Raw genomic sequence first — 25,947 nt, 5'->3', positions numbered from 1 at the left:
ACGGGGGTAGATTGAAGGAGTGTTGTGTCCGCCAATTTTGCCTTTACTGAGTCATTTTCCGCCAGCTCTCCAGAGTTCATATTCACAAAAACCTCCCGACTAAAACCAATCAGAATGCCGACGGATAGCGTTGATAACACGCCCCTGATATCAACCGAAAGCCGCCAGTGAGTTTTGCAAACACTCACCCCGTTCGCCCTGAGCCTGTCGAAGGGCGCTAGGCAATGCAGACGTATCAATGGTTAACCCACTGAAGTAGGTCTGGCGTTCTGGGAAGTCCTTCGACAAGCTCAGGACGAACGGTGGAGAATAAGAACGGATTGGGACGGTTTTTTCTTTACTGGGTTACTTCACGCCAGTAAATGATGCGGTCGTGGCCCCGGTATTGTCCGAAAGTGGCGGTGGCGGAGGGGTTGTCGAGGGCGTTGTCGCCGTCCCAGTCGAAGCGTAGCCATAGATCGGTGTTGTAACGCAGCCCCACCGTCCCTTCGTTGCCGATGCCGGGACTGGTCAGGTAGACCTCCTGTCCGTCCGGGTATACCGCTGAAGCGAAGGCGCCGCCGGCGCCGGGGTTGCCGGCGACTTCCGCCCGGGTTTCGCCGGAGTTGAGATTGCCGCTGTAACTGCTCATCGCCAGGGTTGCGGGGCTGCTGCTGTAGCTGGTGCAGCTATCTGAGGCGTTCTCGATGAAGCGGGCGCCATTCCAATGCTCAATGTACATGGGCAGTTCCAGGCTGGACGTTTCCGGCCCATAAGCGTTTTCCATGCGCAGACGACCATAACGGATTTCCGTTCCAGCGATACCGGTGATGGAGAAATCCAGACAGGCGTCCGCATCGCTGGTTTTGTAACAGGCGCCATCGCTGTCCTGCAGGTCCGCTGCAGCGAAGGTCAGGTTTACATTGGCGGCGAACGGATCGTCATCCGCCAGGGGCGGTGAGTTGGTTTTCTGGTAGGTAAACGCGTCGCCGGACAGGGACAAGGTTCCAGAGCCGTCATAGGCCGCGCCGGTGTTCAATGACAATGAGGCGCCGCTGCTATCAAAGCTGAGTGTTGAACTGCGCCCGCTGGCGTCGCTGTAGCTTCTATTGCTTTGCAACGTGTTGCTGAATTTAAAGTAGGCCGCGTCATAGTTCAGTGTCGTGGCCCCCGCAACGTTTTTGCCAACCAGGGTCAACACTGGACTCACGTCATAAGGGAAACTCTGATCCTGATAGGTGAACGCGCAGGCCCAGGGCGGCGTGAATGTAGGCGTGTTGGAGGACGCCGCCAGATAGGCGGGGTAAAAGCGTCCGATATCGCCGCTGGCGCCGCTGATTTTCGCGGTTCTGGCGGAGCCGGCGCCCAAATAGTTACTGTCGTCGATGACAGCGCTCAGATTAATAACGCCCACCTCACTGAACTGGTAAGCGCCGCTGGCCTGGCCGCCGCTGAATAAGGTTGAGCCTCCCGGCAGACTCAAATCTCCAGACAATGCGCCATTGGTCGCCGGCGCAATGCTCGATACGGACAGCTGCACCGTTTCCCCTTCATTGCCAAACGCAGGAGCCAGCCCATTGCCGGACAGATCCGCGCCAGCGTCCGCCTGTCCATCGCCATCCAGGTCATCCGCCGCCTGATACAAGACGCCGCCCACATTCAGCGTAAAATCCGCCCCGGCTTTGCGATAAGCCCCGCCACTGGGCCCGGCGGCGGCGGGATTGCCCACCGCGTCGACACGAATGACGAACGGTCTGACAATCCAGGGCGCAGAGGCATTGTCGCTGGCGATAGTCAGAGGATTATCCGACTCGTCCAGAATCAGCCCGCTGCTGTCATCCCGCAGATTCAACACATAGGCGCCCACATCGGACGTATCCCATGCAAAGGTCGCTTCGCCGTTAGTGAAGCTGAGGTTGAGATTAGCGCTGGCAGGCTGACTGTCAGGAAGCGTCGCGGTGGTATTGCCCACAATCTGCGGCGCTACGCCCGCCGGGTCAGCGCTACTGCGCGTCAACCAGGCCTTCAGGTTGACGCCGCCATCGTATTCCTCCACCGGTCCACAACTCCCCGCTCCATCGGGGTCCTTGGCGATCAGGGAGACTTTGAAATTATGGCGACGTCCCGCAATCAGGTCGTAATCGAGACTGTCGTTCTCCTCGATATACAGAATATTGTCGAGGAACTGAATCGGGCCGCCTGCGCCGCTGATGGAAGCGTCCGCATCCGTCGCCGTCAGGGTCAACGACTCCGCCAGATTGTTGCTCAGCGTCAATTGCGCCACACCGGCGTCCGCCACGGAGAATGTGTAGGCGGCGGAGCCATCGTCGCTGCTGTCGGGGTCCGGCGATAAGGTTCCTGCGCCGGTCTGCACCGCCCATACCCCACGAGAACGAGAGGTGCTCAGCGCCACCGTGCCGGCGTAGGTCGATAAGGTGGCGCCGCTGGAATCCTGGGCTTCGATGCGCACCGTATGCGGCAGGCAGGTGCTGGCGGTGGAGCCGGTGGTGATGATAAAACGGTTCAAAGCGCCGACACTGCACAACGCGCCATAATCCAGCGCGGACACACTACCGGAATTGTAGGTGACGTCTACATCGCTGTTGCTGCTCACATCCTCCGCCGTGATCGCGCCGTAGATCTTGTTCTGATAACCCAGACTCACATCGCCAGCGCTATAGAGCACGCCGGAGAATGTCACCGCGGAGCTGAATGTCACATTGCCGTAGGCGTACAGCAACAATCGGCTGGCGTTGGAAGGACTACCTCCAGCGGCGTTCAGGTAGTCCTGGTAACCAATTGACAAGGACTGATTGACGAAGAGGCGCGCCGTCCCTGATCCCGCCACATTGATTTCCACTTCACTCCCCAACGTAAGCTGATTAACCCAGTAGTCGCCCGGCTGCAGGTTAACCTTACCCTGATAGCCAATGCTCAATTGATTGATAAAGTACTCGGAATAAGCGCTCGATACGTTCATGACCGAAGCGTCGCTGACGGAGACCGTGCGATATTGATTGGTGGCGCCGCCCAAGGTTCCCGCCCCGCTCACACTCAAATCCGTCACATAGACGCTGGTGTCGGGAAAGGTTCCCGGATTCAGCGTATCCACGGCGCCACCGGAAGCCACGCAGGTGGTGGAAGTGCAACTCAACACCGAGGAGCTGCCGGTCACCGTCACGGTTCCTGCTTCCAGGATATTATCGGGACTATCGATAACCTGGGAGTTATAGCCAAAGCTGATGGTTCCAGTGGAATGACTGGAGATGGCGTCCGGGAATGTTCCAAGACAGGCGCCGCTGCCCTCACAGGGGTGTGTTTCGACATAAAGATCACCAACGTCTGTTGCGGACAATGTCTTGTTGTATATCTGCACTTCGTCGATACGCCCGCTGAAGTAGCGCACGGAGTAGCCCTGGTCCTGTCCGATTTGCAGCGGGTCGGAGTTGGTCAACAACGTCCCGGTATAGGAAGAGGAGCCGCGCACCACGCCATCCACATAGACTCTTTGCGCCCCGCTTTCATAAGTGATGACCACATGACGCCAGGCGTTGGCGACCATATTGGCCCCGCTGGTGGTGATCGAACGCGACGTTCCGCTGCTGTCGTTCCACCACCAATAGATCTCCCCGGAACTATCGATATGGAACTCGTAGTTTTCATCTTTGGAAAGAATGGTTTTCAGTTCCGAAGTGGGGATCTGCGTGGGGTATACCCAGGCGCTAACAGTCAGGTTATTGGTAATGTCCAGCAGGTTGTTATCAGCGATCTCGATATACTGCGAGCTGCCGTCAAATTCAGCGTAGGCGCAGGTGCCGGGATCGCCGGCGATCGCCGGGGCCGTATCCAATGTCTGCGCGCCGTTATAGGCGCGGCCGCTCAGGTTGTTGCCGCTGGCGTCACTGACTTCGCCGGCGGAGCCATTCCAGACTTCATCTTCCATGCGCCAGATGGCGATGGCGGAAAATCCGCACGCACTGGGCGCTCCACGGGCGGCGATGGTCACGTTATCGATGTACATGAACTCATCGTAGTTGTTGTAATTACTGCTGATGCGGAAGCGAATGCGGGTATTGGCGGAAAGATAAGGCGTTAAATCAATCGTCGCGGTTCCGCTCGCCTCATTGGAATAAGACGCCACCACCGTATAACTGGAGCCGCCGTTGGCGGAAACCTCCACGCCAAAGCTGTCCGAACCTTCCAGATTGTTGGTGGTGCTGTAACTGTAGGTCAGCGTCGCTGACGAATAGGACGAAAGATCCACTTCCCGGTATAACCCGGGATAGCCGAAACTGAAATAACCATTAAAGCGGGCTGCGCCTCCGCTAACCCGAACAAAGCCAGAACTGGCGCTGCTGTTGTCATCCACTTCCTGCCAGCTGCCGCTCCAGGCTCCAGAGCCGCCGCTGTAGCCGCCGGAGCTAAAATCGTCGCTAAAATCTGCGCTGGTGGGATCGTCCAGACTAAAGGACAGGCTCTGAGTGGGATAGGTGGTTTGCAGCGTATAGGTAACGCCCAGGCTCAACGAACTAGTGGTGAGCAGCACCGTATCTGAGTCCACCAGAGACGCGCTCAATACCGACGCGCCGTTGTCCAGGCTGTAATTGGATACGTCGACCGCACGCGCCGGCGACACCGGAGCGGCGAAATCCACCGTGACCTGGTTGGGCGTCGTACAGCTGGCAGCCGCGGCGGACAAGGCGGGAAACTCCCGCCGCCATAGCAAATCTGTGGCGTCGTTGACGGAAACCGTGTCAAAGGAGTATTGGGTGTAATCGGAGTTATCCACCTCGATGCCAATGGTGGCGCTGGCGCCATTAGTGTTGCCGGCGCCGTAGCGAAACAACACATTGCCGTTCTCATAGAGCACAATCTGGAGGGAGTAGCTGGTGCCTGAGCCGTTATAGCGGGGAACGCCATTCCAAGACGCTACGAAACGCCGGTTGGGCGCAGTACCGGATGTTCCGTAGGTAACGCTGCCTCCCAATGACGGTTCCAGGTCATCCCAGTAGCCCAATATGGCCCTGTCGGCGGGTTCTTCATAACCTGGACAAGTGCCTGTGCAAGCGCCTTCGATCGGCAGCGCTTCATTGGTGTAGTCTTTGTAAAACCCCTGATCGGCGCCAAAGTGCAGTGCGCCGTTGGAGAGAATACGCACCTGGGTGTAGCCGGTCTGCCCCAGGTAAAACGTGAAGCCGATATTCACCAGTTGGAAGTCGTCGTCACGGGGATAACCAGTCAATGAGCTGTCCCGATTCCAGGTGACGGTCGACGAGGTGGAATCAAAGGCCGTGCCGGATACGGTTTCCACGACATAGGCGGCAAACGCGCCCGCACTATGGCCGCCCAGACACACCAGCGCCGTCAGCGTTAACAGAATCCGGCGCAGCCGATGCATCAGTGCGCCCTCACTTCAATGGTGCGCGAGGCGGTTTCATCTCCGCCACCGCAGCTTCCCGTGCTACGCAGGGTGAAGTAGTCATCACCGCCAGCTGAGTCCGTCAGGCACACCACCGACGCGGAACATCCCGTCAGGCCGTCTGCGGTGAAATTTAAATCTGGAAATCCCACGGAACAATTGTTATCTGCGCCACCGGCGGGAAACAATCGCCCCAACGCCGCCTGCGCCCCGGTTTCCGCCGCATAGAAAGCGCGCGTGGAGAGAATGTCCATCGAAACGCCTTCCGCCGTGGAGCGCTCCAACTCAGTGATCGCCACCACCAACAATCCCAGAATCACGATGACGAACAACGCCGCAGGCAAACCCAGGCCCGCCTGTCGCTGGCGATGTATCGGATGCATGAGGCGACGATCAGGGCACATTGCGAATGTTCACCTCCTGCTGAATATCGAAGCTTTCGCCTCCATTGGAGACCCGGAAGCTCATCTGCACCACGGCATTACGCACCAGCGACGCTGGCGTGTAATTGAAGTCCGTCGTTCCCGTGGCCACCAGATTGATCAGCATTTCCTGCACCGCGCCGCTCGAAGGCGGCAGGTCTGGTGTGGCGTTGAAACCGTAATTCACATAGCGATAGATCGCCGTACCGGACTGGCAGAACGCCATCGGCGTTCCCACCACATATAATCTGCGCACGGGAGAATCCGTGGGAAACTGGTGATTCGCCGATAAAGTGACGGTGACGTCATCGGAGCCCGTGGGGAGCTGCGCCAGCGCCTCGGACAAAGAATTCGGACCTGGGCTCTGCGGATCGTAAAGCTCAGCTTGATCAATGGGATAAATAGCCGCCCGCCCAATGACTGCATTGTCCAGACGAGCGCCCACCGCATCGATACTGGCGGCGGGACTGGAGATGGGAGCGCTGACGTAGTCCGTGCCGGCGAGCACGGGAATAAACTCGATACAACCACTGGCGACCCGCACTGAGTTGGGCAGCGCAGAACGGATCGCACGCGACATTTTTTCCGCTGCGATCAACCCCGCCGTCGCCATTTGCTGACGTTCCGCCGTGTCCACATAACCTCCCACGGTCGCGGTGATAAAACGGGTCACGCCTACCGCCAGCACGCTGACGATGACAATGACCATCACCAATTCGATCAATGTAAACCCGTGGGAGCGTCCTGTCTTCATACTACGCCTCAAAAATTGGCCCGATAGGCGGAAAAGGTCATCGCCGGACCGGAAGGCGGCGTTATCGTCACCCTCACCAGCTTGGCGTTCGACGCCGACAAGCCAATGTCCGCGCCCGCGCAGGTCACCGACACGCTCACCAGATAGCCGGGATAGTTATTAAAATCCGCATCGGTCTGCGAGCGCGGCGCTTCATTGACGATGCCATCGTAGTCGTCCACATCATCGTACTCGTCGCGACTGCCCTCCTCGGTGACGATATTGCAACTGGTCACTGGCGGAACGCCGCCGGAGGGAGTCGCCTCGTCATAACGTTTACCCAGAATTTCATCCAGATACGCCTGCGCCAACTGAATGGTGCGATTGCGCAACAGTACATCGCTGCTGCGGCCGATACTGCCGCTCATGGCGGTGACGATCGCCACCAGAGCGATGCCGATCACGATAATGGTGATCACCAGCTCCACCAATGTGACGCCATGCTGCCGGTCAGGATTCGCAAAAGCCTTCATAGGCGTATCCCAAAGTGGTGACGCAAATCGGGTAAACCGTATCGCCGCTGACGCAGATAAGCGTGTTGGTGGTTCCGCTGGTGGCTGGATTGATCACGTCGCCATCCTGATTAAAAGTGATGGTCGCCGGCAAAGCGCTTCCTGCACAGGAGGTAGTCGCACTCTGGCTCCAGTTGATGCTGACGCCGGAAGCATCGACATTGCGCTGTGAAACATAGCCGCCCTGGGCCACCACGCCGGCAAAATCGGAGCCGGACAGTGAAAGAGTCAGAGTGGTAGTAGTGGCGGCGCGGCGTCCAAGGGCGATTTGCTCCGCCAGACGCGCCTGAGAGAGAATTTGGTCAGCGACCACACGGGCCGAATAAGCGTCCCGTGTGGCGAAAAGACTGATGGCCGTAACCGAAAGGATTCCGAGCAGAATCATCACCATGATCATTTCGATCATGGTGAAACCGCTATTGAGAGTTTTGCCTCCCCATCGCTGTCGGAATACCTTCACACACGGACCTGACTCAGCTTAAGGTAACGATCAAGGGCAAGTGGTTGTACCGCCAATAACAGGAGCGGTATTTGCCGCCGCGGATTGCGCGTAAGTGACAGTACAGTTGGTCGCGACAGTAACGGTAGTAGTGCCGCCTGAGTGAGCGACAGAGACATTTCCGCCATCAACTTGCGATGCGGCTTCTATTCCCGTCGCGGTGCCAGCCGGATATCCAAACACGACATCAATCGCGGTTCCGTCTACAGTCACCGTGCTGGTTGCAGCCTGATCGTCGCAAGTCGTGGTAGCCAGACAGGCGGCATGAATAATCGCCGATGCCGACCTCACTGAGCCCTCTATGCCGGAACGGGTCGCCGCCTCGGCCTGTGAAGATAAATTCGCAAATTTCGGCAACGCAAACGCCGCCAGTATTCCCAGTATAACGATAACCATGACCAGCTCTATCAGCGTAAAGCCCGACTGCTGTGTCTTTATCCGCTTTTGCATAGTTGTCCCTCCACGAGAACATATAAGCTTTTAATCAAGTATAGACGCCAAGTTATTCTTCTGTTTGTAAAATAGTTAAATATTTCAATCGTTATCAGCGCTTTTACGTTGTATGGACAGCCTCACTTCGCCGCTTTCGGCGTTATACAGCAATGAAAAAAAATCCTTCCCCTGTACGCCGACCTGATAGGCGCAAACCGTGCCTACCGCCAATGCCTCCACCTTCTCCTGCAACGCCGCCTCTGTAGCGCCGCTGCGGCGCAACAGCAGTGAGGAATACAATCGCCGACAGCTTTCGTCCGTCATCGCCGCCGCTATGGGATAGCTATCGCCAACGTCTACCGGCCACCCTTGCGCGTTCATTCTCAATACGCCGCCGCCCTGCTCCTGAAAATCTTCGGGACTGAAGTCAGATCCCGCCGCCAACGTCCCTAACTCAACTGAATCTGAGCGCCCCCCATTCGCCAGCCAGGCCGTATGAGCCAGCCGCAGGCTGGTGAGAAACGCAGTCTTCAATTGTTGCGCGCGCACCTCGCCGGCGTTATCCACCAGGTTATCCATGGAGCGCAGAAACACCGCGATCAGCACTGCGATCAGCGCCCCAATCAACCATATCTCCACTCGCAGAAACTGGCTCAGCCAACGTCCCGCCATGTTTATTTACCCAGCGCCGCCTGACCCAGACTCCACATGGGCAGAAACACGCCCAGCGCCAGAATCAGCACCATCACGCCCATCACCACCAACAGAATGGGCTCAATGGATTCGGCCAGTCGTTTAAGGGAGTATTCGATTTCCTCGTCATAGAAATTCGCCACTTCCACCAGCAGACTGTCTACTGAGCCGGTTTCTTCTCCCACCGCCAGCATCTGCATGACCAATGGCGAGAACATGTTGGTGGCCCGCGCCGTACGCACCAGCGTGTCGCCGCGCTCAATACCATTGCGCATGTCGGCAATAGCGGACCCTACATATTTGTTGTCCACCGCTTCCGCCACCAGCGTCAGCGCAGAAGTGACCGGCAGCCCCGCCGCGAGCATCATGGAGAAATTGCGGGAGAACCGGGATAACGCCACCAATTCAAACAAAGGACCGACGATAGGAATGCGCAGCTTGAAGCGGTCCCAGCGATAGGCGCCCTGAGGCGTTTTTTTCCAGCGGATGAATCCGTAAATCGTCGCCGCCAACCCCGCCGCCACAAACCAGCCGTAATTGATCAGAAAGTTGGACGTCGCCACCAAAATCTTGGTGGGCAGCGGCAGGTCGGCGCCAAACTTGGCGAACACGCCAGCGAAGGCGGGAATCACGAAAAAGTTAACCACCAGCAGTGCGATGGTGATCGCCACCACCACCATGATGGGATATCGCACCGCCTGCGCCACCCGCTTACGGGTATCTCGCTCCAGCTCGATATTTTCCCCCAGCTGACGAAATGACTCTTCCAGTTGCCCGGTGTTTTCTCCCACCAGAATCATGGAAACGAACAACTCGTTGAAGGTGCGGGGATGAGCGCGCATGGCGGTGGCCAGATTCACCCCGCCCTCCAGACGCCGCGCCACATCGTCCAGCACTTCCGCCAAGGTCTCGGAGCGTGTTGACTCCGCCAACCCGCGTATAGCGCGAATAATAGGAATACCGGCGCGACTGAGCGCATGCATCTGACGACAGAGAATCACCAGCTCATCCAGCGTCACTTTTTTACGGAAGATAGGCAGTTTTTTCAGCCATAGCAGCACATCGGTTTGCGCTTCCTGCTCCTGAATGCTGGTGGGCGTCACGCCTTTGCGCAGCAGTTCATTGGCCAGCGCTTCCCGGTTGACGGCCTCCTGCACGCCTTCTATCAGCGCGCCCTTGCTGTCCCGCCCTTTGAATGCAAAATTCGCCACGTCAGCTGAACTCCAGATGGCTCGGTGAGTGCGGCAGATCGCCCAGCGACGCCGAAATGCGGAACACTTCATCCAAGGTGGTGACGCCTTCCCGCGCATAGTCCAACGCACTCAGCGCCAACGGGCGATAATGCAGCGAGCGTCTGGCGGCGTGAGTAAAAGCGCTTTGGTCATTCTTACGCAGCGCGTCCAATAACGCGTCGCTCATTTCCAGTAATTCGTAGACCCCGATACGACCGCGGTAACCGGAGTTGCCGCATTGATAACAGCCTGCGCCTTTGAAGAAATGCGCAGGCAAGGATTCCTGCGTCATGGCGTGCAGCCAGATTTTCTCCTGTTCACTGGCCTGATAAGGCTGCTTGCAGTTATCGCAAATGCGTTTCACCAGACGCTGCGCCACCACCGCCGTCAACGCGCTCGCCACCAGATAGGGTTCAGCGCCCATATCGATGAGGCGCATGGCGCTGGAGATGGAGTCGTTAGTGTGCAATGTGGAAAGCACGAAGTGGCCGGTCATGGCGGCGCGTAATCCGATTTCAGCAGTTTCCTGATCCCGCATTTCCCCCACCAGCACTACATCCGGATCTTGCCGCAACGCCGCGCGCAGCACTGACGCGAAGTCGAGTCCGATTTTAGGATTCACCTGCACCTGGGTCACCCGGGGCAGGCGGTATTCCACCGGATCTTCCGCGGTGATGACCTTCACTTCCGGCCGATTCAGTTCCGTCAAGGCGCCGTACAGCGTGGTGGTTTTACCGCTACCGGTAGGCCCGGTCACCAGCAGAATCCCATGGGGCCGTTTGATCAGAATGCGTAGCCTGTCCAGCAGCTTTTTCGGCATTCCTGTGGCTTCCAGGTTCAACATGCCTTCGGTCTGATCCAGCAAACGCATTACCACCGACTCGCCATACTGCACCGGCATGGTGGACAGACGCACATCAATGGAGCGGCCTTTCACCCGCACGTTAAAACGGCCGTCCTGGGGCAGACGTTTTTCGGAAATATTGAGGCCGGACATCAGTTTCAGGCGCAACACCAACGCGGCGTTAACGCGCCTTTCCTTCATCACCTGTTCGTGCAGTACGCCGTCGATACGCTGGCGTAAACGCACCACGTTTTCGTCCGGCTCAATATGGATATCCGAGGCGCGCGCCACCACGGCGTCTTCAAATATGGATTGCAGCAGGCGCACCACCGGCGCCTCGGTGTCATCGCCTCCCGCCGCCAGTTCCGCCAGGTCAAAGGCGTCTTCGCCCAGCTCATCTTCCAGCTCGCCGGCGATACTGGCGATTTCCTCCGTGCGCCGATACACCAGATCCAGCGTGTCCAGCAGCTCGCTTTCGCGCACAACCGCCTGACGCATGGGTTGTTTCAGCACCCGCACCAGTTCGTCGTAGCCGAAGATATCCATAGGATCGGACATGCCTACCAATAACTCGCCTTTTTCTTCCGACAGCACGATGGCGCGGAAACGGCGCGCCGCGGTTTCCGGCAGGCGTTTGATCAGTTCCTGATTGAACTGGTAATGGCGCAGTTGTACAAAAGGAATGCCCATTTGCTGCGACAGGAAACGCAGTAGGCTGTCCTCGTCCATATACCCCAGGTCAATCAGGGTGCGGCCGAGCTTGCGGCCAGCCTTTTTCTGCTCGCTCAGCGCCGTCATCAATTGCTCTTCCGTGATGACGCCGTTTTGCACCAGCAAATCGCCCAAACGTATTTTCTTTTTCGGTTCGACCATAATTACTCTCTACCTCTCCGCTGCGCTTGCGGTGTCAGCCGCCCCCGCCGCCCGGCTCCAACTGTTGGATGCGGCGGCTGGCGTACTGCGCCAGAGTCGTCTGTAATTCCGGATCGCCCACCGCCTGACGGTAGGCTTGTAATGCGGATTGGCTGCGCCCGGTCTGATCCAGAGCGATGCCCAGGCCCGCCCACCAGTCGCCTTTGTGGGGATGGGCTTCGATCAGAGCGGCGTAGGAAGCGATGGCGTCTTCATAACGACGCGCCTGTTGGTAAAGGCCAGCCAGCAGGCTGTGATAATCCGGCGCCGCCTCTACTTTTGGGGCCTCGCTTTCCAGCAGCGCGATGGCCTGCGCCGCCATCCCCGTCGCCGCCAGAGTGCGCGCTTTCATCAACTTAAAGTCCACGCTGCTGTAGGCGTCAACGCTCTGCATTACTTGCAGCGCCTGAACGTAATCGCCGCCGCCGATCAGCCAGGTCGCCAGCTGAAAACGGCTGGCTTCATGTTCAGGCATCGACGTCAGCAACTCCCGCAAACGTTGTTCAGCCGCCTCAACCTCTCCCTGGCGATAAGACTCCCGCGCCTGCTGCAGAGCGCGGGCGGCGATTGCTTCCGGGGTTTGCGAGGGCGCGATATTCATGGCGGCGGCAGAAGGCGCGACCTCTTCAGCCGAGGCAGCGGCGATATCTATGTGGCGCGTTAGCGTAGCCGGCTTTTCCGGCGCCAGTTCCGGTCTCACCGCCAGCGGCTCAGGCGTATCCAGTGTATTGCGAGAAGTCCTCACCGTTCTGGCTTGCGCCTTGGGTTCGGTATCAGTCATGGCGTTATTCGTCGTTACTTCACCGACGACCGGGCTTTCCTGCTTGACGGTGGGAGGCGCTTTTTGCGTCATCATGGGTTGCAGTGGATCTTTTTCGACGATCACGACTGGTTCTTGTTTGGGTTGCGTTTGTCGCGCCGGTTCCTGAGCATATTGCGGCGTCGCAACGACAGGCTGGGAAGCAGGTTCCGGCAGCGTTTCTCTGATCGGCGTCGCAACCTCTGCGACGACAGGCGTATCCAATTCCGTCACTTCCGGTGGAGCTGGAGTCTCTATCCTGTGATCTGGCGGACTTGGCTTCTCGTCCTGCGCCGACAACGTATTCACCATCGCCACCTGAGACACCACTTGCCTCGGCGGTTCCGACGGGTCTTTCATCCACCAGTAACCGCCGGCCAGTCCCGCCGTCACCAGGGCCAACGCAAGCACGCCTGGCCAATGCCGGGTCGCGCTGGGGGGCGTCTTCTGTAGGCTGTGAGGCACTGACGTCCGCGGCGCCGACTCCCGTTTATCCAGATCTCTGAGCACATCGTTGAGTAAGCTCACGCCCAACCTCCCAGCCAGGCGAACCGGAGCGGACGGGCGCTTTCCGTATCTTTCACCGCACGCCGCACATGGCCGGGCGCTACAGTTTTATCGCCGTCGCCGTAGGCGGCGAGCATGGCCTTATGCGCCAGTACGTTCACCAACCTGGGGACGCCTCCGCTGCCGCGAAATATGAGCTTGGCGGCGTCGGCGCGAAACAGGCTGTCGCCGTTGTAGCCGGCGGCCATCAGGCGATGCCGTAGATACTGCTCCACCGAATATTTATCCAGCGGGCGGATATATTCCTGAAAAGTGATGCGTTGCTTCAGCTGCCGCAATTGCGGCTGCGACAGCATGACGTCCAGTTCCGGCTGACCGAACAGCACGACTTGCAGCAACTTTCGCGATTCGGTTTCCAGATTGGTCAGTAAACGCAGCGCCTCGATTGTCTGCTCGGGCATCGCCTGCGCTTCGTCGATCACCAGCACAACACGCCGGCCTTCCGCGCAATGAGCGATCAGCTGTTCGTTGATGAGCTTCAGCAATTGATGGCGACCGCCATTCAGCTCGCCCAGATCCACCTGCAGTTCTTCCGCCAGGGCCAGATACAGGTCCTGTGGCGACAGACGCGGATTGGGGATGTAAGCAGAGACATAATCGCCATCGAGAAAATTCAGCAAGCGGCGGCACAGCAGAGTTTTCCCCGTGCCCACCTCGCCGACCACTTTGATAAAGCCTTCCATGCTCTCCAGCGCGGCGCGCACCGTTTCAAAGGCGTTACGGTGAGTGGACGCGTCCAGATAAAAATGCGTATTGGGCGTGAGGGAAAACGGCGCCTCGCGCAATCCGAAATGTGTTTCGTACATACGCCCTCCTTTCGCCGGTCAGAATTGCTCGCTCGCCCGGTGTTGCAGTTTTTCCATGCGCTGGCGACTGCCGCGCAGATCCTGACGGTAGCTTTCGCTGTCGGCGATAATCGGCCGGATCAGGATCACCAGTTCGCTCTTGAGTTCGGTATCGCGTTTCTGTCTGAACGCCTGCCCCAGCAGCGGGATATCCCCCAACAGCGGCACTTTCGCCTGCGTTTTTTCCGTCATGTTGCGAATCAGGCCGCCAATCACCACCACTTGTCCATTGCGGGCCTTGATCACACTGTCGGTCTCCCGCACGGAACTGAACGCCAGCGGCAGCACCAGATCATTGGAGCCCAGAGAGATGGTCTTGGTCTGATCCTCTACGTCGCTCACCGTCGGATGCACATGCAGCGTTACGTCGCCGTTCTCGCCAATCTGTGGCGTAACGTCCAGGGCGATGCCGGAGAAAAACGGCGTGATCTCCACTTCCGAAATAAGGTTGCTGGTCCCACTGGTGGTGGTGGCGTCGTTAGTCTCGATACCCGTGACGAAGAACTCGTCATCCCCCACCTTGATCACGGCTTTCTGGTTGTTGATAGTGGAAATGCGCGGGCTGGACAGCACCTGCACCGTACCCTGCTCGCCCAGCAACTGCAGCAGCGTCGTGAAGTCGTTAATGCGCAGCGCTGCGCTGAAGACGCCCTCAAATCCCGGGTTAGTGACGCTTCGGGAAGTCTGCCCCAAAGTCAGGCTTTTGGTGGGATTGCCGGAAGCGTCCACTTTGGAAGTGAATTCATCGAAATAGGACCAGTTCACGCCTTGCTCAAAGCCTTTGTTCAGCACCACTTCCAGAATTTTTACTTCCAGAACCACCTGCCGCTGCATAATGAGCTGAGCTTTATCTAGATACTCCTCCACCGCCGTCAGTTCGCTCGGCGTCGCCCGCACCACCACAATGCCTGCGCCGCCGTTCGTTACGACTTTGCGGCCCTCTTCATTACCGACGATCGTAATCAAAGTCTCCTGCAAGGCGGTCCAGAAATCCGAATCCGTTTGAGTAGTGATGCGCGACAATACGGCATTGGCGGAGCCGCCGGAATTATTGCTGTTGTTACTATTACTGTTGCTGGAGCTGCTAGAAGAAGAGCCCGAGGAGTTGGACAGCTGCCCGGAACTGACCATGATGTCCGACGCGCCCTTGCGTTTGACGTTCAGGTAATTGATCTGAAAGATGCGGGTTTGCACGCCGCCGGGCAGAACTTTGAACAGATTGCCCTTGCGCTGGTATTCAAAGCCGTAGAGCTGCTGGACGATTTCCATCACTTCATCCAGGGTGACGTTTTTCAGGTCCAGGGAAATCGACCCTTCCACTGCGGGATGCACCACCATGTTGTAGCCGGTGCCTTTCACCAGTCCCATGAAGAAATCTCTGGCCGGCGCGTTATTGACGGTGATGTCAAAGCGCTCCGCCGCCTGCATCGTCTCAGCCGCCGGCATGGTCGGCAGCAGCGCCTGCATGACGTCCGGCGGCGGCGCGGGCTGCTGCGCCTGCGCCATGGTCTCTTCGGCTGCCTGCATCGCCTGCCCGATCGCCTGCGCGCTGGTCGGCGGCGGCTCGGGTTCATCCTTCTTGGGCGTAGCAGGCTGACTGGCGCACGCCGCCAGGCCGAAGCCGACCCAAACTGACAACAAGGTCCGCCAAAGACTTCTCATTCTTATCTCCGAATAGTCAGCGCATCCTGGGACGCGCCTTGCACACTTTCGTACCAGCGCTGACCGCGCCAGTCCAATAACACCCTGCGCGCTTCGATTTTCACCACGCGCACGGAGCCGGTTTGCTGTCCTTCCGCCAGGGCGACGCCGTTAATCGTCGTCACCTTGCGGGAGGAGGAATACAGGATCGAATCCACACTGATCGCCGGACGACTGGGCGCCCCGCTGACCATCACGCCATCTGCGCGCCATCCCATGGGCCGGGTGGGGTCCGCCAGCACTTCGCCATCCGGCAGCCGGAAGCTCTCTGCGCGGCCAAACATCGCAACGCCCAACAGCAATAGACCCAGCGACCATTTTTTTACGTCAAACACCCAGCCACCTCTCATCCAGCCCCAGAGTCTCGAATTCCAGCGTCACTTCCGCCCTGGGATAGGCGTCCACCTTGTAATCCATGTCCACAATGCGTAGACGGGATTCATTGCGCTCAATCTTTTGAATGTATTGCAGGGTGTCGAAGTAGCCGCCGGTGAGCACTACTTTCACCCGGTGACTGAACAACACCGCGGCGGCCTCGCCTTCGCCATGCTGAATTTTCCGCGGCGGCAGCTTGGCGACGGCGACCACTTGCAAACCGGGGTGCTTGCGCAACAGCTCCATCAGTAACTCAGGCATTTCTTCCGGGGCCACCAGTCGGGAAAGGCTTTGCTTTAATCTTTCCTGGCGGGCATTGAGCTGGTTGCGCAAACGCTCGTTCTCTTTGCGCAGCGCGGCGTCCGGGTCTTGCGCTAATTGCTTGCGCAGCACGTCCGCCTGAGCGCTAAGGTCCAGCAGCTCCAGATTGGCGGCGGCGATCGCCTGCTCCGCCGAGCGATTGCTGCGCCACAGCGGGTCCCAGGCGAACTGGGCGTACAGCAATATCAGCGCGACAATGACTGTCGCCAGCAGGATGGCTCTTTCCCGCAAGCTGAAGCGGTTCACCCGGGAGGTCCATTTCTTCATCATGGCTGTTTGCCTCCCGCGCTGACCACGGGTTGATTCAGCGTACGGCCGCCCGCCGCAGGACGGGACGCCTGCGCTTCCGGCTCAGGCGTCTCCACATAGGTGTCCACTTCGAATAACCGGGCGCTGGCGCTTTCCTGTTCCGGTTTCAAGGTCAGCATATTGAAGGCGCGACCGCGTAACGCCGGCTCATCGCCCAGCGCCTGCAGATAAGCGGGAAGTAAGTCCGGTTGCACGGTGGTCCCGCTGAAAATCAGACGTTCGCCTCCTTGTTGAATCCGAATCCGCTGCAACCACAAAGGTTCCTGGCGATGCCGCGCCAGAGCGATCATCAGTTCACTGTAAGACATGGCCCCGCCGTCCGCTTTCAGGCCGGATTCCAGCGCCGCCAGCAGCGCCTCAGTGTTCTGCATTTGCAGACGCAGACGGTCATTGTCCGACTGCAGACGGGTATCTCTGGCGCGAGCTTCGAGTTGCTTGCGCATGCTGTCTATTTCCACCCCCAACGCCTGCTTGCGGGATTCGGCGGTTAACTGGCTCATGGTCACGTCGGCGCTGCGCCATACCAGATAGCCGGTGTAACAGCCGCATAACACCATTACCGCCACCACAGCGGCAATCATCACAGGGATGGAGAGCGGATCTCGCCGCGGGCGAAACTCTTCTACGTATAAGTTGACCTGCTGCATCAGACGCTTTTCCTTCCCCCGCCGGCTTTGCGCATGGCGCCGCCGCAGGCCACCCAGTGAATGGCCGATGCAAGTTGATCGTCCGGCAGTCCGACTTTGTCCTCCTGCAAGGTCTGCACGGTCAATCCGAGCGCTTCATCCAACTGCGACAAAAGCTCCGCCTCATTCACCACGGAGCCCGCCATCAGTCGGCGGGGGGGCGCCTGACCCATCTGGCTTTCGAAATAGTCAAAGGAGCGCTGCACTTCCAACGCCAGTTGCTGCCCCACCCAGGATTTACGCTCAGGGTCGGCCAGCGCTTCCATGTCCGCATCGAGACGACGGGACAGGTAGACAGAGCCGTTTTTGATTAACAGCATAAGGCCGGTGTTTTCCCGCATCATCATCAGACCAAGGGATTTGCCGTCTTCTTCGAAAGGCTGCGCCAGATTGCGCAGCGCCAGCTCCGTGATATCGATGGAGGACAACACCAGACCGCTGTCGTTGATGACGCGGATAAGTTCTTTCAGCAGGGATTTACGGGCGGTCACCACGTTGATTTGGGCGGGTCTGCCGCGCAGGGCGTCGCTGGGATATTCGAAAACATCGATAATGGCGTCGTCGATGGCGTAATCCAGCAGGTCTTTCACCTTCCAGCGCACCGCTTCCCGCAGTTCGCTTTCCTCAACGCTGGGACGTTCGATTTGATGCAGGGCGTACATTTCCGGCGGCAACACCAGATTGCAGGCCATTTTTTCCAGTTTGCGCTCGCTTACGAAAGCCTTGAGCGCGGCCGCCCGCTGCGCAGCGCGGGCGTCCAGATAGTCGATGACGCGGATTTGTGATTGCCCGCCGGCCGGCTCCGAGACAGCGATAGCCATTCCGTCCGGCCTTACTTCAATGCCGACCAGCCCTTTTTTGCCTTTGGAAAAGGAAAGCCATGAAAGCAATCTAATACCTCGTTTTAAGCGCCAACAGCCGCATCACAGAGTGATATTTAACGGCCGGTATCCTTACAACGGGCACACTGATCCTAGTTTTTACATAACTTCAGCTTAGACCACTAACTTATTGTTGCAAATGTAAAAGTGTAAAAAAGGATTTGACAAAAACGGCGCTTTCCGGGCGTCACGAACAGTGAAATGCGACGTCATTTAAGGGCTTTCAGGCAGGTGAAGAATGCGCGTTTTGAACCCACTTTGCGATGACCGTTTCACCGCGCGCCATCCACAGAACGTTAGGCTTCGCCGGCGGCCTGCAGACGGCCATGAAGGCCTGCGCACCGGAGCCGCAACAAAAAAGGGGCGCCGCCGCGCCCCTTGAAAGCCCTTACGGGCGAAGATGCAAACAAGAGTTCTTACTGCCAGGCCGACAGATTACTGCCGGTCAATTCGGCGACGAATTTCTTCTCGCCGGAGTAGTAGCTGCTGAGCACTTCCCGGCTGTCCGGGTCGATTTTCGGCAGCGGTTTGGAACTCACATTCAAACGTCGCAACAGCTCAGGCACGCCGGTGCGTTTGATAACTTCCGTCAGACGGGTGTAGCCGGATTTGGCCAGCATTCGATAGGTGCGCACCATGATGTTTTCCAGAAACAGAAAACGGTAGGAACGCGCCTGATTTCTGCGCTGCTCCACGCCTTCGGGCAGGAAGTTCACGTCCTGACAGCCGAGGAACTCGTAGACTTCACGAAAGCCTCTGGCGTAATCCTTGTTGAAATCCTCCAGCACGATGATTTTGATCTGCTCCTTGGGGAAGCTCGCAAAAAAAGGCTCCAGGTACTGGGTGTAACAACCGAACTTCAGGTGCTCTTCATTGCGGATAAACTCCGCGAAAGAGGTGCTGCCGGCGATATCGCCTTTGCGGATAGCATGTAGGTAGTCGGAAAACGTGCGCTGCACCGGATCACGCACAATCGCAATGATCTTGGCCTCTGGAAAATGGCGGCGTATGCGCTCCGCCGTTCCCGGCCGATACATGTACGTCACCGAGAATTCTCCCTTCAACAGGTGGTCATCGCTGCCTTTGAACTGCGACTCATACCAGGCGAATTCATGCTGATCGTACAGGTCACTGAAATAGTTAATTTCTTTCGGGTTGCCGTCGAATATTTCCGGGTGTTGCACCAGATTTTCGAAAAACCAGGTGGACCCGCATTTTCCAGAACCGATGCCGATAAAGTCGACGTTGAATGGTTTAGCCATGTTGCGCCATCCTCTCCTTGGGCTCTTCCACTTTTTCCTCAGTCTTCATGGGAACGATACGCGCGGGGTTGCCAATGGCGATTGAGTTGGCGGGCACGTCCGTGATCACCAGGCTGTTCGCGCGCACCACTACGTTATCGCCGATAGTGACGTCGCCCAGCACCTTGCATCCAGGCTCCAGAGTGACGTTGTCGCCAATGATCGCCAGACGCGGTTTGCCGCGAATATTGCCGACGGTCACGCCCTCATACACGGTGAAGTTCTCGCCGATCTCCTCCGCCAATACAAAGATGCCGGAAAAATTGCACACCACCATGCCCTTACCGATCCTCGCGTAGCTCTGGATGCTGATGCCGGTGAACATTTGCACCAGATAAAACAACACGAAGTACGCTACTTTCAGCAGCAACGACAAGGGTTTGAATTTGATAGCGCCCGCCTGCCTCCCGAAGCGATACACCATCCCCGCGAGCGTCCCTCTGTGCGGCAATGCGCGCAGACAATTGGCGGTGGAGGCGTCGCCGTATAGCAGCTCCGCCTTGCGCCTCACATCCTGTTTAATGTTCGTTATCATGTTCCGTCTTCAGTAATTAACCACCTTCTTGCCTTCCCGCTTCTCCGCCATCCAGTTGGTTTCCCGGGAGATAATGCGGGCGGGGTTTCCCATCACCGTGCAGTTGTCCGGCACGTCGGAGATCACCACCGAGTTGGCGCCGACCACGACGTTATCGCCGATCTTCACACTGCCCAACACTTTGGCGCCGGCGCCGAGAAACACATTGTTCCCCAGCTTCGGCGGCTCCGGCTGTTCACGCAGGTGCCCCGTGGTCACACCCTGGAACACGATGCAGTTGCTGCCGATTTCGCCTTCGCTGATGAAGATGTTGGAAAAGTTGTGAATGACGAATCCCGGGCCGATTTTGGCCTTGGAGGGAACGTAGATGCCGAACCCCAGCACCACCAGAACCTTGCCGAGGGCGTAGGGAATATACAGAGGAATGCGCAACAGAGCGGGCTTGATGGTGCGCGCCCAGCTCCCGTAACGATAGACGATGACGGCAATGGTGCCCGGCTCCAGAAATACCCGCACGTTACGGGTAAACCAGCTTTTCTGGCTGAGAAACCATTGCTGCTTGAATTTGACGTCCGCCTTGATCAGGCTGAAAAGTCCCATCTTTTGCATAAGTCCTTTTGCTGTCCGTTGCTCAGACGCCGGCGGATTCCGCTACGCATCCCGCCACATAGGTCGCCATGGCGCCGAAGGTGTCAAACGTTTCCGGCTCCAGACTTTCGCTGTCGATCTCGATATCGAACTCCCCCTCCAACGCCACAATCAGTGAAATGCGCTGAATGGAATCCAGATTCAGGGGTTCGTCGAGACCCACTCCTTCATAATCGACGCGGGTGACGCCGCCTACGACTGACTTCAAGCGTTCTAGCGTATCCGATTGGCTCATATTATTTTCTCCATGTTCACTTCCGTTTAAGCCTTTGTTTCCGTAACCCTTTCTGCGGACTGCGCGGTGAAGCGTCAGCCCTTTTTGATATACAGGCGGTAGGGGAATTTCTCCGTCACCTGGATCACCGGGTTGTGACCGACATAGATATAGTAGGTGCGGCAGATCAGTTCTCCGCAGTAGTAGCTGGAGCTGCCCGGGACCACTTCCTGTTTAATTTCGCGGTAGATGTCCGCGACCTGACGATAGGTTTCCAGGCCCATTTCCCGCAGCAGCTCGCCAATACCGATTTTACCCTGCAGTAATTGATCGCTGATTTGCTCGGGAAGGTCTTGCGTTTTGATGATTGAGGTGGCGTAGGCGTATATGTCGCCGCTGTCCACGCCGCGGATGCAGACGTTGCGTCGCAATACGGTGTCGCCCTTGTAGCAGGACATTTCCTCCAGATCGTCTTCCAACGCCTGTTCGCTCTGGCCGAGTTGCTCGACCATCAACGGCTCCCAATAATAGGCTTCCAGTGTTTTGGTCACAGTGCCGTCGGTGACCAGAAGCGTCCGCAAAATCGGCGGCATCGCAGCGATGTCGAGACTCTCATCGCGCTTGTTGGTAATGATGCCGCCAGCAATATATCCCTTTGCTTTAAAACAATCTAACATGCTCTCCACCTTGTACTTAACTTTGCGGATTAAAGATACTTCCTGAGCACTTTGCCCAGAGGACTCTTTGGAATTTCGTCTACGAATTCGATAATTTTCGGCGTTTTGTAGGCCGCCAGACGCTCCGCGCAGCAGGCCGCCACCATCTCCCTGGTGACGCCGGCGCCGGCCTTCACCGCCACCTTGACCATCTCGCCGTACATCCCGTCGGGTTTGCCCAAAGCCACCACTTCCAACACGCCGGGAATACGCCGGATCACTTCCTCGACATCCGCGGGATCGACTTTATGACCGGCCACATTGATCATCAGTTTTTTGCGTCCAACGATGACCAGATTGCCTTCCTCATCCAGCCGCCCCAGGTCTCCCGTATGGTAACCATCTTTGCGGAAGGTTTCCGCACTTAATTCCGGCAACCCCCGGTACTCATGGGTCATGGCTGGGGAGTCGATCACCACTTCGCCTTCCTGGCCTGCGGCCACAGGCTCTCCCTCATCGTCGATCAAACGGATAACGGAGCCAGACACCGGCTTGCCGACGGAGCGAAAGTTAGCGGCCGAAACATGCGCATTCACCGCCGCGGCGCCGGTTTCCGTAGAGCCATATAACTGCCCCAGAGGAATACCGAAGGCCTCGCGGAAGCCGGTGAATATGTCTTCCTCCAACGGCGCTCCAGCCGTATACGCCAAACGCAATCGGCTCAAATCCGGCGCCTGCCTGAATGGCGTCATCGCCATCATTTTGCACATAAACGGCACGGAAGGCAGCAAGGTCGCCTGATGTTCCGACACCAGCCGCATCATTTTTCGCGCATTGAACTCGCCGTGATGAATCAACAAGGTTCCGCCATTCATCAACGCCGCCAGGAAACAGTTGCCAAAGCCATGAGCGTGAAACAGCGGCACGCTGCAGGCGATAACATCTTCATGGGTGATGCTCAGCGTCACGGCGGAGCCCTCCACTTCCGCCAACACCTGCGCCTGCGTGCGCACTACCTGCTTGGGCGCGCCGGTGGAGCCTGACGAGAACATAATGACGGCGTCCGCCGCTCCTGGATAACGGACTTCCGGGGCGGCCTCATCCGTCACTGGCAACCCGTCATCCAAGCCAATCACGCAACGGGCCATCTCAGCGGGCAGCTTCGCTTCCGCTTCAGGAACGACAAAGGCGAAGCGCACTCGGGCGTTGTCGAGGTACAACGCAGTTTCCTCCTGCGTGTACGCCACGTTTAACGGTAACAGTACGCCGCCGTTAGCCCAGACCGCCAGCGAGGTCGCCACAAAGTAAATGGAGTTGGGAACCAGCGCCGCCACCGCTTCGCCGGGACCGACGCCGGCCGCCCGCAACGTGCGGGCGTATCCGGCGGCGGCGCTGATAATTTCGCGATAACTATAGGAAGCCTCGCGCCAGACAACGGCTTCCTTTTCGGGAAACCGTTGCGCCTGCTCAACAAAACGTGCAAATAACATATGTTTACGACTTCACTCTATGCTTTGGTTTGCAGCTCTTTATAGCCGGTGGCCTTCAATTTGCCGTAGAGATTGAACAGCTCCACAAACGCCTTGAAGATGACTAACGGATTGGCGCCGGTGGCGGAGCCTGACAACCTGGGATAGTGACTCACGGGCACCTGCTTGATCGTACAGTGCATCATGCCCGCCTGAGCCAGAATCTCGGTGTTGATCATGGCGCCTTCCGCCTCAATCCGAATACTCTGGATAAAATCGCGCCGGAAAATCTTGAAGGCGCAATCAATATCCCGCACCCGAATACCGAACAGATAGCGCACCAGGGTTCCCCAACAGTAAGCGTTCAGCTTGCGATGCCAGGGATCGGCGCGCTGCGCCCGGTAACCCACCACGATGTCGTAATCGTTGATGTGCCGCAGCAGCAGGTCGACTTCCTCCAGGTCGAACTGGCCATCGGAATCCGAGAAGAAGATAAAATCCCCTCGCCCCGACTTCAGACCGGTCCTGACTGCGCCGCCATATCCCTTGTTCTGCACATGGTGAATGGGGCGCACTTCCTCATGCTCCTGACGCAGGCGTTCGAGGATATCCCGCGTGCCGTCGGAGCTGCCGTCGTTGACGACAATGATCTCTACGGTTTCAAAATGCCTTTTAAACGCTCCTATCGCCTTCAGGACCGTCATTTCTATATTCGTTTCTTCGTTATAGGCGGGGAATACGACAGATACGCTAGATAATTTTTTATTTTGCGCGGAAACCGAAGCTTCCGTCTGGGCATCCTCTGTGGGCGCCTTATCCACCTTACGTAATATGATGTCCGCTTCCATTGAACTGTCCTTTGTTTCGCTGGGTTATTCCATTCCGGCGTTTACTTAACCACCCGTAAATCACGCAGCCAGAAATTTGTCCTTGGTGAACACCGTTTGCGGCGTTCGCAGCTCACGGGAACTGCGCCAGGACTGCACGCCAGATAGTTCAAAGTTGAAAGACATCACTTCCACGCCGGCTTTCACCAGCGCTTCCATCACCCGACGTTTACGGGTGGACTCACAATAGAACATCATGAAGCCGCCGCCGCCCGCGCCGCTGACTTTACCGCCCAGGGCGCCGGCTTTAATCGCGTCTTCATAAATCTGGTCGAGTTGACCGTTGGAAATGGTCGCCGCCATTTTCTTCTTCTCTTGCCATGCGTAATCCAGCAGCTTGCCGAATTCATCCGGACGACCGGTCAGCAGCGCTTTTTTCATCTCCACTGCATGCGCCTTGAGGTTGTGCATGGCGTTCAGGCTCGCCTGGTCGTTGCGCTCTACGTTCTTGACCTGAGACTCAATGATGCGCGAAGACAACCGGTTCTTTCTGGTGTACGCCAGAATCAGGTTGTATTCGAGTTCATGAATAACCCAGGGGTCGATGCGCAGCGAGTTGACGATGACATGGTCTTTCTGGAACTCCATGAAGTTAAAGCCGCCGAAAGCGCTCGCGTACTGATCCTGCATGCCCCCCAGAATCCCCAGATCGCCGCGCTCGATTTCGCAGGCGCGTCGGGCGATGTCGTAAGGGCTTAACGCCAGGTTTTTGAGTTCCCGGAAAGCGCCGATCAACGACACCACCATGGCTGACGAAGAGCCCAGACCGGACCCTGGCGGGGCGTCATTGTGGGTGACGATGCGTAAACCGGCGGAACCTTCGTAAAAGCGCTTGATCACGCCTTTGGCCAGGTCGCTCTCGCCATTGAATTGAAGGTCCTTGTTGGCTTTGATGCGAGTGATGCTTTCGAAATCCTGCGAGTAGATTTCTATTTGCGGAACTTCCCGCAATTCCAGATGGGTGTATGCGTATTTGTTTATGGTGACATTCAGAACATTGCCGCCATATATGTCGGAGTAGCTGGCGATATCGGTGCCGCCTCCGGCGAAGCTGATCCTTAGCGGAGCTTTTGATCGGTAAAACATAAAGTAGTCCTTTCCCTAGTTTTGTAACCTAATCATCTTGAATACGTCCAGTTACAACAAACTGCAGTCCTTGCGCTCAGGAAGCGCGATACAGTGTTGCGTCCCTTTCAACAATAAATTGCTGTGCAATGAGATAACCGATAACCCTCTCCACGCATTCGGACAGGGATACTGCATCAGTATTCAGAGTCAATTCCGGATTGACTGGCGGTTCATAAGGAGAATCAACGCCGGTGAACTTTTCAAGGCGGCCTGCGCGGGCTTTCTTGTACAAGCCTTTGGGGTCGCGCTGTTCACAAACGTTGAGAGGCGTCGAAACATGGACCTCGACAAATTCGCCGGGCTCCAGCATTTGACGCACCATTTTTCTATCTTCGCGGAAGGGGGAGATGAAAGCGCTCAGAACGATCATGCCGCTGTCGACAAACAGCTTGGCGACTTCGCCTATTCGGCGGATGTTCTCGACCCGGGATTCGTCGGAGAAACCCAGGTCTTTGTTCAGCCCATAACGGACGTTGTCACCGTCCAACAGATAGGTGTGGCGCTGCAAGTCAAACAACTGCGCCTCCACTGCATTGGCGATCGTGGATTTGCCTGCTCCGCTAAGGCCGGTGAACCACAGTAGACAAGGCTTTTGCGTCTTAATGGACGCACGCTGGGATTTACTGATTTTATGCTGATGCCAGACAATGTCGGCGCAGACGTCATTCCCAGACTTTATTGTATATTCCTTAGCCACCGTCGTACTCCTGAAGCCATGTGCGAAACGCAAATCCGCGTTCATTTCCTTATCCGTGGGAGCAATCTCAGCAGAGTAAAGCAGCAGCCCAATGTCCTCAGCGAGGCAAAAAGCATGCCCGAGCAAGGCGCAAAACAGGGAAAAAACGCAGATGACGCTTATATGACAGTCAGAGGAAATCGCGAAGCCGA

The 25,947-nt window shown here is 57.3% G+C and carries 25 protein-coding genes; all 25 read right to left on the bottom strand.

The features are described 5' to 3' along the window. Positions 1-337 precede the first annotated feature (337 nt). The 25 genes from ONV78_RS20800 to cysC all read right to left on the bottom strand — a co-directional run bounded on the left by ONV78_RS20800 (position 338) and on the right by cysC (position 25,756). Positions 338-5,377 (bottom strand): LamG domain-containing protein, encoded by a 5,040-nt coding sequence (locus ONV78_RS20800; RefSeq protein ID WP_279506069.1) that lies wholly within the window; start codon positions 5,375-5,377, stop codon positions 338-340. Beyond that, entirely contained in the window at positions 5,377-5,802 is a 426-nt protein-coding gene (locus ONV78_RS20795) for a hypothetical protein (protein WP_279506068.1), read from the bottom strand. The genes ONV78_RS20800 and ONV78_RS20795 overlap by 1 nt, the downstream gene beginning before the upstream one ends. After that, positions 5,792-6,574 carry a type II secretion system protein gene (locus ONV78_RS20790; RefSeq protein WP_279506066.1) on the bottom strand — a complete coding sequence of 261 codons (783 nt, stop codon included), beginning with the start codon at positions 6,572-6,574 and terminating at the stop codon, positions 5,792-5,794. The genes ONV78_RS20795 and ONV78_RS20790 overlap by 11 nt, the downstream gene beginning before the upstream one ends. An 8-nt stretch (positions 6,575-6,582) precedes the next feature. After that, positions 6,583-7,086, bottom strand: coding sequence for a type II secretion system protein (locus tag ONV78_RS20785; protein ID WP_279506064.1), 504 nt, complete (start codon positions 7,084-7,086; stop codon positions 6,583-6,585). Continuing rightward, positions 7,064-7,585, bottom strand: coding sequence for a prepilin-type N-terminal cleavage/methylation domain-containing protein (locus tag ONV78_RS20780; protein ID WP_279506063.1), 522 nt, complete (start codon positions 7,583-7,585; stop codon positions 7,064-7,066). Before ONV78_RS20780 ends, ONV78_RS20785 begins: the two co-directional genes overlap by 23 nt. Before the next feature lie 30 nt (positions 7,586-7,615). Continuing rightward, positions 7,616-8,074 (bottom strand): type II secretion system protein, encoded by a 459-nt coding sequence (locus ONV78_RS20775; RefSeq protein ID WP_216737688.1) that lies wholly within the window; start codon positions 8,072-8,074, stop codon positions 7,616-7,618. An 84-nt stretch (positions 8,075-8,158) separates the two neighbouring features. After that, positions 8,159-8,728, bottom strand: coding sequence for a hypothetical protein (locus ONV78_RS20770; protein ID WP_279506060.1), 570 nt, complete (start codon positions 8,726-8,728; stop codon positions 8,159-8,161). A gap of 2 nt (positions 8,729-8,730) precedes the next feature. Beyond that, positions 8,731-9,960, bottom strand: a complete 1,230-nt coding sequence (locus ONV78_RS20765; protein WP_279506058.1) for a type II secretion system F family protein — start codon at positions 9,958-9,960, stop codon at positions 8,731-8,733. Between the two features lies 1 nt (position 9,961). Further along, entirely contained in the window at positions 9,962-11,698 is a 1,737-nt protein-coding gene (locus ONV78_RS20760) for a GspE/PulE family protein (protein WP_216737691.1), read from the bottom strand. A 34-nt stretch (positions 11,699-11,732) separates the two neighbouring features. After that, positions 11,733-13,064 (bottom strand): tetratricopeptide repeat protein, encoded by a 1,332-nt coding sequence (locus tag ONV78_RS20755; RefSeq protein WP_279506056.1) that lies wholly within the window; start codon positions 13,062-13,064, stop codon positions 11,733-11,735. Next, positions 13,061-13,909, bottom strand: coding sequence for an AAA family ATPase (locus ONV78_RS20750; RefSeq protein WP_279506053.1), 849 nt, complete (start codon positions 13,907-13,909; stop codon positions 13,061-13,063). The genes ONV78_RS20755 and ONV78_RS20750 overlap by 4 nt, the downstream gene beginning before the upstream one ends. A gap of 18 nt (positions 13,910-13,927) precedes the next feature. After that, the gene (gene mshL, locus ONV78_RS20745; RefSeq protein WP_279506052.1) at positions 13,928-15,610 is read right to left on the bottom strand and encodes a pilus (MSHA type) biogenesis protein MshL; all 1,683 of its coding nucleotides are present in this window, start codon (positions 15,608-15,610) and stop codon (positions 13,928-13,930) included. A 2-nt stretch (positions 15,611-15,612) separates the two neighbouring features. Then, a complete protein-coding gene (locus tag ONV78_RS20740) occupies positions 15,613-15,984 on the bottom strand; it encodes a general secretion pathway protein GspB (protein WP_279506050.1) in 372 nt (123 codons plus the stop codon). Beyond that, entirely contained in the window at positions 15,977-16,615 is a 639-nt protein-coding gene (locus ONV78_RS20735; RefSeq protein WP_279506048.1) for a hypothetical protein, read from the bottom strand. The genes ONV78_RS20740 and ONV78_RS20735 overlap by 8 nt, the downstream gene beginning before the upstream one ends. Beyond that, a complete protein-coding gene (locus ONV78_RS20730; RefSeq protein WP_279506046.1) occupies positions 16,612-17,301 on the bottom strand; it encodes a hypothetical protein in 690 nt (229 codons plus the stop codon). The genes ONV78_RS20735 and ONV78_RS20730 overlap by 4 nt, the downstream gene beginning before the upstream one ends. After that, positions 17,301-18,230 (bottom strand): hypothetical protein, encoded by a 930-nt coding sequence (locus ONV78_RS20725; RefSeq protein WP_216737698.1) that lies wholly within the window; start codon positions 18,228-18,230, stop codon positions 17,301-17,303. Before ONV78_RS20725 ends, ONV78_RS20730 begins: the two co-directional genes overlap by 1 nt. Before the next feature lie 407 nt (positions 18,231-18,637). Beyond that, a complete protein-coding gene (locus tag ONV78_RS20720; protein WP_216737699.1) occupies positions 18,638-19,483 on the bottom strand; it encodes a sulfotransferase in 846 nt (281 codons plus the stop codon). Continuing rightward, entirely contained in the window at positions 19,476-20,057 is a 582-nt protein-coding gene (locus ONV78_RS20715; protein ID WP_279506044.1) for a serine acetyltransferase, read from the bottom strand. Before ONV78_RS20715 ends, ONV78_RS20720 begins: the two co-directional genes overlap by 8 nt. A gap of 9 nt (positions 20,058-20,066) precedes the next feature. Further along, the gene (locus ONV78_RS20710; protein WP_279506043.1) at positions 20,067-20,666 is read right to left on the bottom strand and encodes a serine acetyltransferase; all 600 of its coding nucleotides are present in this window, start codon (positions 20,664-20,666) and stop codon (positions 20,067-20,069) included. Positions 20,667-20,688: 22 nt separating this feature from the next. Beyond that, a complete protein-coding gene (locus ONV78_RS20705) occupies positions 20,689-20,940 on the bottom strand; it encodes an acyl carrier protein (RefSeq protein ID WP_011399865.1) in 252 nt (83 codons plus the stop codon). A 74-nt stretch (positions 20,941-21,014) separates the two neighbouring features. Beyond that, positions 21,015-21,596, bottom strand: a complete 582-nt coding sequence (locus tag ONV78_RS20700; RefSeq protein WP_216737701.1) for a chorismate lyase — start codon at positions 21,594-21,596, stop codon at positions 21,015-21,017. A gap of 29 nt (positions 21,597-21,625) precedes the next feature. Then, on the bottom strand, positions 21,626-23,065 hold the full coding sequence (locus ONV78_RS20695) for a class I adenylate-forming enzyme family protein (RefSeq protein ID WP_279506040.1): 1,440 nt from the start codon (positions 23,063-23,065) through the stop codon (positions 21,626-21,628). Between the two features lie 17 nt (positions 23,066-23,082). Next, on the bottom strand, positions 23,083-23,892 hold the full coding sequence (locus ONV78_RS20690; protein WP_216737703.1) for a glycosyltransferase family 2 protein: 810 nt from the start codon (positions 23,890-23,892) through the stop codon (positions 23,083-23,085). Between the two features lie 60 nt (positions 23,893-23,952). Next, positions 23,953-25,017 carry a GHMP kinase gene (locus ONV78_RS20685; RefSeq protein ID WP_216737704.1) on the bottom strand — a complete coding sequence of 355 codons (1,065 nt, stop codon included), beginning with the start codon at positions 25,015-25,017 and terminating at the stop codon, positions 23,953-23,955. Between the two features lie 76 nt (positions 25,018-25,093). Continuing rightward, a complete protein-coding gene (cysC, locus tag ONV78_RS20680) occupies positions 25,094-25,756 on the bottom strand; it encodes an adenylyl-sulfate kinase (protein ID WP_279506036.1) in 663 nt (220 codons plus the stop codon). Positions 25,757-25,947: the final 191 nt, after the last annotated feature.

This window comes from Hahella sp. CR1 (assembly GCF_029813005.1).
In the GTDB taxonomy this organism is placed as follows: Bacteria; Pseudomonadota; Gammaproteobacteria; order Pseudomonadales; family Oleiphilaceae; genus Hahella.
The sequence above is the reverse complement of the archived record's forward strand: the minus strand, read 5'-3'. Positions and strand labels throughout refer to the sequence as shown.

Bases quoted from the DNA above. Each gene is read 5' to 3' on its own strand.
- ONV78_RS20800 (WP_279506069.1), bottom strand. From the start codon at position 5,377: ATGCATCGGCTGCGCCGGATTCTGTTAACGCTGACGGCGCTGGTGTGT.
- ONV78_RS20795 (WP_279506068.1), bottom strand. From the start codon at position 5,802: ATGTGCCCTGATCGTCGCCTCATGCATCCGATACATCGCCAGCGACAG.
- ONV78_RS20790 (WP_279506066.1), bottom strand. From the start codon at position 6,574: ATGAAGACAGGACGCTCCCACGGGTTTACATTGATCGAATTGGTGATG.
- ONV78_RS20785 (WP_279506064.1), bottom strand. From the start codon at position 7,086: ATGAAGGCTTTTGCGAATCCTGACCGGCAGCATGGCGTCACATTGGTG.
- ONV78_RS20775 (WP_216737688.1), bottom strand. From the start codon at position 8,074: ATGCAAAAGCGGATAAAGACACAGCAGTCGGGCTTTACGCTGATAGAG.
- ONV78_RS20770 (WP_279506060.1), bottom strand. From the start codon at position 8,728: ATGGCGGGACGTTGGCTGAGCCAGTTTCTGCGAGTGGAGATATGGTTG.
- ONV78_RS20760 (WP_216737691.1), bottom strand. From the start codon at position 11,698: ATGGTCGAACCGAAAAAGAAAATACGTTTGGGCGATTTGCTGGTGCAA.
- ONV78_RS20750 (WP_279506053.1), bottom strand. From the start codon at position 13,909: ATGTACGAAACACATTTCGGATTGCGCGAGGCGCCGTTTTCCCTCACG.
- mshL (WP_279506052.1), bottom strand. From the start codon at position 15,610: ATGAGAAGTCTTTGGCGGACCTTGTTGTCAGTTTGGGTCGGCTTCGGC.
- ONV78_RS20735 (WP_279506048.1), bottom strand. From the start codon at position 16,615: ATGATGAAGAAATGGACCTCCCGGGTGAACCGCTTCAGCTTGCGGGAA.
- ONV78_RS20730 (WP_279506046.1), bottom strand. From the start codon at position 17,301: ATGCAGCAGGTCAACTTATACGTAGAAGAGTTTCGCCCGCGGCGAGAT.
- ONV78_RS20720 (WP_216737699.1), bottom strand. From the start codon at position 19,483: ATGGCTAAACCATTCAACGTCGACTTTATCGGCATCGGTTCTGGAAAA.
- ONV78_RS20715 (WP_279506044.1), bottom strand. From the start codon at position 20,057: ATGATAACGAACATTAAACAGGATGTGAGGCGCAAGGCGGAGCTGCTA.
- ONV78_RS20710 (WP_279506043.1), bottom strand. From the start codon at position 20,666: ATGCAAAAGATGGGACTTTTCAGCCTGATCAAGGCGGACGTCAAATTC.
- ONV78_RS20705 (WP_011399865.1), bottom strand. From the start codon at position 20,940: ATGAGCCAATCGGATACGCTAGAACGCTTGAAGTCAGTCGTAGGCGGC.
- ONV78_RS20700 (WP_216737701.1), bottom strand. From the start codon at position 21,596: ATGTTAGATTGTTTTAAAGCAAAGGGATATATTGCTGGCGGCATCATT.
- ONV78_RS20695 (WP_279506040.1), bottom strand. From the start codon at position 23,065: ATGTTATTTGCACGTTTTGTTGAGCAGGCGCAACGGTTTCCCGAAAAG.
- ONV78_RS20690 (WP_216737703.1), bottom strand. From the start codon at position 23,892: ATGGAAGCGGACATCATATTACGTAAGGTGGATAAGGCGCCCACAGAG.
- ONV78_RS20685 (WP_216737704.1), bottom strand. From the start codon at position 25,017: ATGTTTTACCGATCAAAAGCTCCGCTAAGGATCAGCTTCGCCGGAGGC.